We start from the raw sequence: 6222 nt of genomic DNA, 5'->3' as shown, positions 1-6222 counted from the left end.
GGGCCGCACCCCCCTCGGCCGAGGGGGGTGCGGCCCGTCCTGTGCCGCCGGCGGTCAGCCGGCGGCCCTGCTCACTTACGGATGAGCGAGCGCAGCACGTACTGCATGATGCCGCCGTTGCGGTAGTAGTCCGCCTCGCCGGGGGTGTCGATGCGGACGACCGCGTCGAACTCGACACCGCTGTCCGCGGTCACCTTGACGGTGCGCGGCGTGGTGCCCTCGTTCAGCTCGGTGACGCCGGTGACCGAGAAGGTCTCCTCACCGGTCAGGCCGAGGGACTCGGCGGTCTGGCCCTCCGGGAACTGCAGCGGCAGGACGCCCATGCCGATGAGGTTCGAGCGGTGGATGCGCTCGTAGGACTCGGCGACGACGGCCTTGACGCCGAGCAGCGCGGTGCCCTTGGCCGCCCAGTCACGGGACGAGCCGGAGCCGTACTCCTTGCCGGCCAGGATGACCAGCGGGGTGCCGGCGGCCTGGTAGTTCTGCGAGGCGTCGTAGATGAACGAGACCGGCGCGCCGTCCTGCGTGAAGTCGCGGGTGTAGCCGCCCTCGGTGCCCGGCGCGATCTGGTTGCGCAGGCGGATGTTGGCGAAGGTGCCGCGGATCATGACCTCGTGGTTACCACGGCGCGAGCCGTAGGAGTTGAAGTCACGACGCTCGACGCCGTGCTCGGTGAGGTACTGGCCGGCCGGGGTGTCGGCCTTGATCGCACCGGCCGGGGAGATGTGGTCGGTGGTGACCGAGTCGCCCAGCTTGGCCAGCACCCGGGCGCCGGAGATGTCGGAGACCGGGGTGGTCTCCATCGTCATGCCCTCGAAGTACGGGGGCTTGCGCACGTAGGTGGACTGCGGGTCCCACTCGAAGGTGTTGCCGGTCGGGATCGACAGCGCCTGCCACTGGGCGTCGCCCGCGAAGACGTCCTGGTAGGACTTGTTGAACATGTCCTCGCCGATGGCGTTGGCCACGACGTCGTTGACCTCGGCCTCGGTCGGCCAGATGTCCTTCAGGAAGACCGGGTTGCCCTCGGTGTCCGTGCCGAGCGCGTCCTTGGTGACGTTCACCTTCATGGAACCCGCGAGGGCGTACGCGACGACCAGCGGCGGGGACGCCAGGTAGTTCATCTTGACGTCGGGGTTGATCCGGCCCTCGAAGTTGCGGTTGCCGGAGAGCACCGAGGTGACGGCCAGGTCGTGCTCGTTGACGGCCTTGGAGACCTCCTCCGGCAGCGGGCCGGAGTTGCCGATGCAGGTGGTGCAGCCGTAGCCGACCAGGTTGAAGCCGACCTTGTCGAGGTACGGGGTCAGACCGGCCTTGTCGAAGTAGTCGGTGACGACCTTCGAGCCCGGGGCGAGCGTGGTCTTGACCCACGGCTTGCGGGTCAGGCCCTTCTCCACGGCCTTCTTCGCGACGAGCGCGGCGGCGACCATGACGTACGGGTTCGAGGTGTTGGTGCAGGAGGTGATGGCCGCGACCGTCACCGCACCGTGGTCGATCTCGTAGGTCGAGCCGTCGGGGGCGGTGACCGTGGTGAGACGGGTCGGCACACCGTTGCTGGAGGCCGGGGCGTCGGAGGCCGGGAAGGACTCCTTGCCCGCCTCGTCGTCGTCCTCGACGTAGTTGCGCACGTCCTGCGCGAACTTCTCGGCGGCGTTGGCGAGGACGATGCGGTCCTGCGGACGCTTCGGGCCGGCGATCGACGGGACGACCGTCGCCAGGTCCAGCTCCAGCTTCTCGGAGAAGTCGGGCTCGGCGGCCGGGTCGAGCCAGAGGCCCTGCTCCTTGGCGTACGCCTCGACGAGCGCGACCTGCTGCTCGTCGCGGCCGGTCAGGCGCAGGTACTTCAGGGTCTCGTCGTCGATCGGGAAGATCGCGGCGGTGGAGCCGAACTCCGGCGACATGTTGCCGATGGTGGCGCGGTTGGCCAGCGAGGTGGCGGCGACGCCCTCGCCGTAGAACTCGACGAACTTGCCGACGACACCGTGCTTGCGCAGCATCTCGGTGATGGTCAGCACGAGGTCGGTGGCGGTGGTGCCCGGCTTGAGCTCACCGGTCAGCTTGAAGCCGACGACGCGCGGGATGAGCATGGAGACCGGCTGGCCGAGCATCGCGGCCTCGGCCTCGATGCCGCCGACGCCCCAGCCCAGCACACCGAGGCCGTTGACCATGGTGGTGTGCGAGTCGGTGCCGACGAGGGTGTCGGGGTAGGCCTGGCCGCCTCGGACCATGACCGTACGCGCGAGGTGCTCGATGTTCACCTGGTGGACGATGCCGGTGCCGGGCGGGACGACCTTGAACTCGTCGAAGGCGGTCTGGCCCCAGCGCAGGAACTGGTAGCGCTCCTTGTTGCGGCCGTACTCCAGCTCGACGTTCTGGCCGAAGGCGTCCTTCGTGCCGAACTTGTCGGCGATGACGGAGTGGTCGATGACCAGCTCGGCCGGCGCCAGCGGGTTGATCTTCGCGGGGTCGCCGCCGAGCTCCTTGACGGCCTCACGCATGGTGGCGAGGTCGACCACACAGGGCACGCCGGTGAAGTCCTGCATGATCACGCGGGCCGGCGTGAACTGGATCTCCTGGCTGGGCTGGGCCTGCGAGTCCCAGCCGCCGAGCGCCCGGATGTGGTCGGCGGTGATGTTCGCGCCGTCCTCGGTGCGGAGCAGGTTCTCCAGCAGCACCTTCAGGCTGTACGGAAGACGGGCGGACCCCTCGACCTTGTCCAGCCTGAAGATCTCGTACGACTCGTCGCCCACCTGCAGCGTGCTGCGGGCGTCGAAGCTGTTCGCCGACACGACAGTCTCCTTCATGCATGAATTCGCGCGTACCCCCGCAATCCTGCCGTCACAGGTTCTTGCCCATCCGCTAAGGTGTGCCTAAGTTAGGTACGCCTTACTGGAGCGGCAGCGGTACGTCTCTCGCCAGATATCTCGATGTCGAGATAACTCTAGTACATCGTTGCGGCCGGGTCATGCCCTGACCGGTGTCGTCCCGTCTCGCCGAATCGAGTCGCTTTCCCGGCGAACCGAGTCGTTTCGGGGTGCTGCCCCAGCGAACCTGGTCGCGCAGCCCAGTCACGCCACCTCCAGGGTTCCGGCACTCCCCCTCAGGCGATCCGGTCCGAGGCGCCTGCGATCTCAGCCGAGCCGGCCGGCATCTCGACTGATCCGGCTCCGCCTCGTCCGACCTCCTGTCGTTGCGAGAAGCAGCACTGCCACCTGTAAGGAGTAGGAGTGGGCGCACCGCCCGACCGCTCGGCGCCCACCGGCCGAGAGAACGCCGGGCCCAGCAGGAAGAGAATCACTCGCGTACTAGTACCTCGCGCACCAGTGTCTCGTGTACGAGTGATCATTCCTTCTCGTGGAGGTACCCGTGAACATCGACGAGTGCGTCGTCTTCGCCCTCGGCAAGGCGTATCAACAGGTGCACGGCGAGCTCAAGCGCCGCCTCGCCCCGGCGGGCCTGACCGTGCCGCAGTACTCCGTACTGGCCGGGCTGTGGGAGCAGGACCACCGCACCTCTGCCCAGCTGCGCGAGCGACTGGTGATGGACAGCGCGACCATCGTCGGTGTCCTGGACCGCCTGGAGCGCGCCGAGTTGGTCAGCCGGGCCCCGGTCGCCACGGACCGCCGTCTGGTGCGGGTGGCCCTCACCGCGAAGGGTGCCGCGCTGCGCGAGGAGGTGGAGCGCATCGTCGACGGACTCAACACGGAGATCCTGCAGCCGTTCCGCGCGGACGAGGTGACACCGCTGCGCGCTGCGCTGCGCACGATAGCGAAGGGAGGCCGGTGAACAAGCAGGCCCCGCAAGCCAGGGGACGTGTCCACCCGGCCTGGGGCATGCTCGCCCTGGTCCTGCTCGGCCTGTTGACGGCACAGGGCACCCGCATCGCCTTCGGCGCCTTTGTTCCCGCCTGGCGGGACGGGCTGCACGCGGGCCTCGGCACCATCAGCCTGATCGGCATGGTGAGTTACCTGTTCTATGGGCTCACCCAACCGCTCGTTGGCACCCTGACCGGACGCTTCGGGCCGCGCGCGGTACTGTCCGCCGGCGTCTTCATCGCCGGCGCCGGCCTGCTTCTGGCCTCGGCCTCCACCTCCGTCCCCGCCCTGCTCGTCCTGTACGGCGTCGTCACCACGCTCGGCTTCAGCGCGGCCTCTGGTGTGACGGCCGGGCTCGTGGTCCGGCAGTGGTTCATCGCCCGGCGCGGCCTCGCCGTCGGCCTGGTCGAATCGGGCTTCGGGGCAGGGCAGTTCGTCTTCACGCCCCTCTCGCTCTTCCTGATCGACGTCTACGGCTGGCGCACCACCCTCGTCGTCGAGGGCGTGCTGCTGGTGGCGTTCGTGGGCCCGGTCACCGCCCTCCTGCTGCGGTCGACTCCCAGTGACGCGGGACATGAGCCGTATGGCGGACCGGACACGGAAGACGTGCAGCAGCAACAGAAGTCGAGCAAGGGGCAGATGGGGGCGGTGCTGCGGTCCCGGCTACTGTGAGGTCTGCTCGCACCCTTCTTCGTGTGCGGTGTGACGACGACCGGCCTGATGGACACGCACCTGATCTCCATCGCCCACGACCACGGTTCCTCAACTGCCTTGACCAGTACGGCAGTCAGCCTGCTCGCCGCCGCCAACGTTGCAGGTAGGCACGCGGCGCCGCCGGGCGGTCCTGCCGACGCTGTTGCCTTGCCGAGTTCGGCGCCGTCGCACATGGTCAGATGGGCGCCTCCACCGTTCGGGACCGAGAGGTGGGCGGCGTCCGCCGAGCAGGGTCATCCCCGGCACCCGATCCCAAGGGGCCCGATCTGCAGCGGGATGTGCTGCGCCGACGACGCTTGTTCGTTGTCATCGAAGGTGGGCGATCAATAGGCCCGCGTCGCCGGAGTGTGAGCGGCACAGGGTGCTGATGTGTCAGGGGTGGCGGGGGCCCGTGCGGTGGCGGGATCCGTGCGGTGGCGGGGATCCGTGCGGTGGTGGGAGCCCGTACGGTGGTGGGGACCCGTGCGGTGGCGGGAACCCGCGGCTGCGGCGACGCAGCCGGACCTTGGAATGCTTGACCTGGGACAGGAGCGGTGATGGTGGCCATGCGGGCGGTTCCGCTGGTGGGCGGGCCGGTGGAGTTACGGGGTGCGCTGGACCTGGAGGTCACGGAGGCGGGGGTGATGCCGCGCCGGTTGCCCGAGTGGACCAAGGAGCAGTACCAGGACCCGTCGGTCTACGGGGTGACCCTGATGCCTTCGGGCGTGCGGCTGGTGTTCCGTACCGATGCGTGTGCGCTCGAGTTCGAGGTGCTGACCTCTACCGGGCAACTCGACACCGACCCCCGGCCCCGCCCGACCGGGATGCTGGAACTGCTGGTGGACGGTGCCCCGGCCGGGCGCCGGCAAGCGCCCGTGGGCAATGTGCTGCGGATGGCGACCCCCGGGGCCGTGCAGCGGCTGATCCCGGGCGAGCCGGGGACCGTACGGTTCACCGGGCTGCCGGCCGGTATGAAGCACATCGAGCTGTGGCTGCCGCAGCAGACCCCCACGGAACTGGTGGCACTGCGCGCTGACGGCGAGGTGCTGGCGCCGCTGCCGGACGGGCGGCGCCGCTGGGTGCACCACGGCAGTTCCGTCAGCCACTGCATCGAAGCGGACGGCCCGACCGGCACCTGGCCGGTGGTGGCGGCTGCGCTCGGGGGCGTGGAGGTGATCAACCTCAGTCAGGCGGGCAACGAGCTGCTGGACCCCTATGTGGCCCGGACGATCCGCGACATGCCCGCCGACCTGATCAGCCTCAAGACAGGCATCAACATCGTGGGCCTGGCCGCCTTCCGGCTGCGGACGTTCGGCCCTGCGGTGCACGGATTCCTGGACACGATCCGGGACGGGCACCCGGACACCCCACTGCTGCTGATCTCGCCAGTGAGCTGTCCGGCCCTGGAGGAGACCCCCGGCCCGAGCGCGACGGGCCCGGACGGGCAGGTCACCGCCCTGGGCGACCCGGCCGATGTGGCCGCTGGGGCGCTGTCACTGACGGTGGTCCGTACCGAGCTGGCCCGGATCGTGGCGGCCCGGCAGGCACACGATCCCCACCTGCACTATCTCGACGGACGCGAGCTGCTCGGCCCGGACGAGGCGGACGACCTGGCCGACGGCCTGCACCCTGTCGCCGCCGCATACCGCCGGATGGGCAAACGCTTCGCCGCCCATGCCTTCGCGACCGAGGGTCCGTTCCGCTGACCGACGGGGGC

Annotated in this window: 4 protein-coding genes and 1 pseudogene; 3 read left to right on the top strand and 2 right to left on the bottom strand. The window is 69.4% G+C overall.

The window, feature by feature from the left end:
* Window positions 1-71 precede the first annotated feature (71 nt).
* Window positions 72-2801: an aconitate hydratase AcnA gene (acnA, locus tag AB0C46_RS37155; RefSeq protein ID WP_362833525.1), complete on the bottom strand. Its 2730-nt coding sequence runs from the start codon at window positions 2799-2801 to the stop codon at window positions 72-74.
* Window positions 2802-3363: 562 nt separating this feature from the next.
* On the opposite strand from acnA, the gene AB0C46_RS37150 reads away from it, so the two are divergent.
* Both AB0C46_RS37150 and AB0C46_RS37145 read left to right on the top strand, forming a co-directional pair.
* The gene (locus AB0C46_RS37150; RefSeq protein WP_362833523.1) at window positions 3364-3783 is read left to right on the top strand and encodes a MarR family transcriptional regulator; all 420 of its coding nucleotides are present in this window, start codon (window positions 3364-3366) and stop codon (window positions 3781-3783) included.
* Complete coding sequence (locus AB0C46_RS37145; RefSeq protein WP_362833521.1) at window positions 3780-4484, top strand: MFS transporter; 705 nt, start codon at window positions 3780-3782, stop codon at window positions 4482-4484. Before AB0C46_RS37150 ends, AB0C46_RS37145 begins: the two co-directional genes overlap by 4 nt.
* A 179-nt stretch (window positions 4485-4663) precedes the next feature.
* Here the strand turns inward: AB0C46_RS37145 and AB0C46_RS37140 are convergent.
* Window positions 4664-4781 (bottom strand): annotated as a pseudogene (locus AB0C46_RS37140) (FAD-dependent monooxygenase); the annotation flags it as partial.
* 290 nt (window positions 4782-5071) lie between these two features.
* Between AB0C46_RS37140 and AB0C46_RS37135 the strand changes: the two are divergent.
* On the top strand, window positions 5072-6211 hold the full coding sequence (locus tag AB0C46_RS37135; protein ID WP_362833529.1) for a lipase: 1140 nt from the start codon (window positions 5072-5074) through the stop codon (window positions 6209-6211).
* Window positions 6212-6222: the final 11 nt, after the last annotated feature.

It is taken from the genome of Streptomyces sp. NPDC048637 (assembly GCF_040650675.1).
In the GTDB taxonomy this organism is placed as follows: Bacteria; Actinomycetota; Actinomycetes; order Streptomycetales; family Streptomycetaceae; genus Streptomyces.
This window is presented reverse-complemented; position numbering and strand designations above follow the sequence as displayed.

What these genes read in the sequence shown, in the direction of transcription:
- AB0C46_RS37135 (WP_362833529.1), top strand. Translation starts at nt 5,072, where the DNA reads ATGCGGGCGGTTCCGCTGGTGGGCGGGCCGGTGGAGTTACGGGGTGCG.
- acnA (WP_362833525.1), bottom strand. Translation starts at nt 2,801, where the DNA reads ATGAAGGAGACTGTCGTGTCGGCGAACAGCTTCGACGCCCGCAGCACG.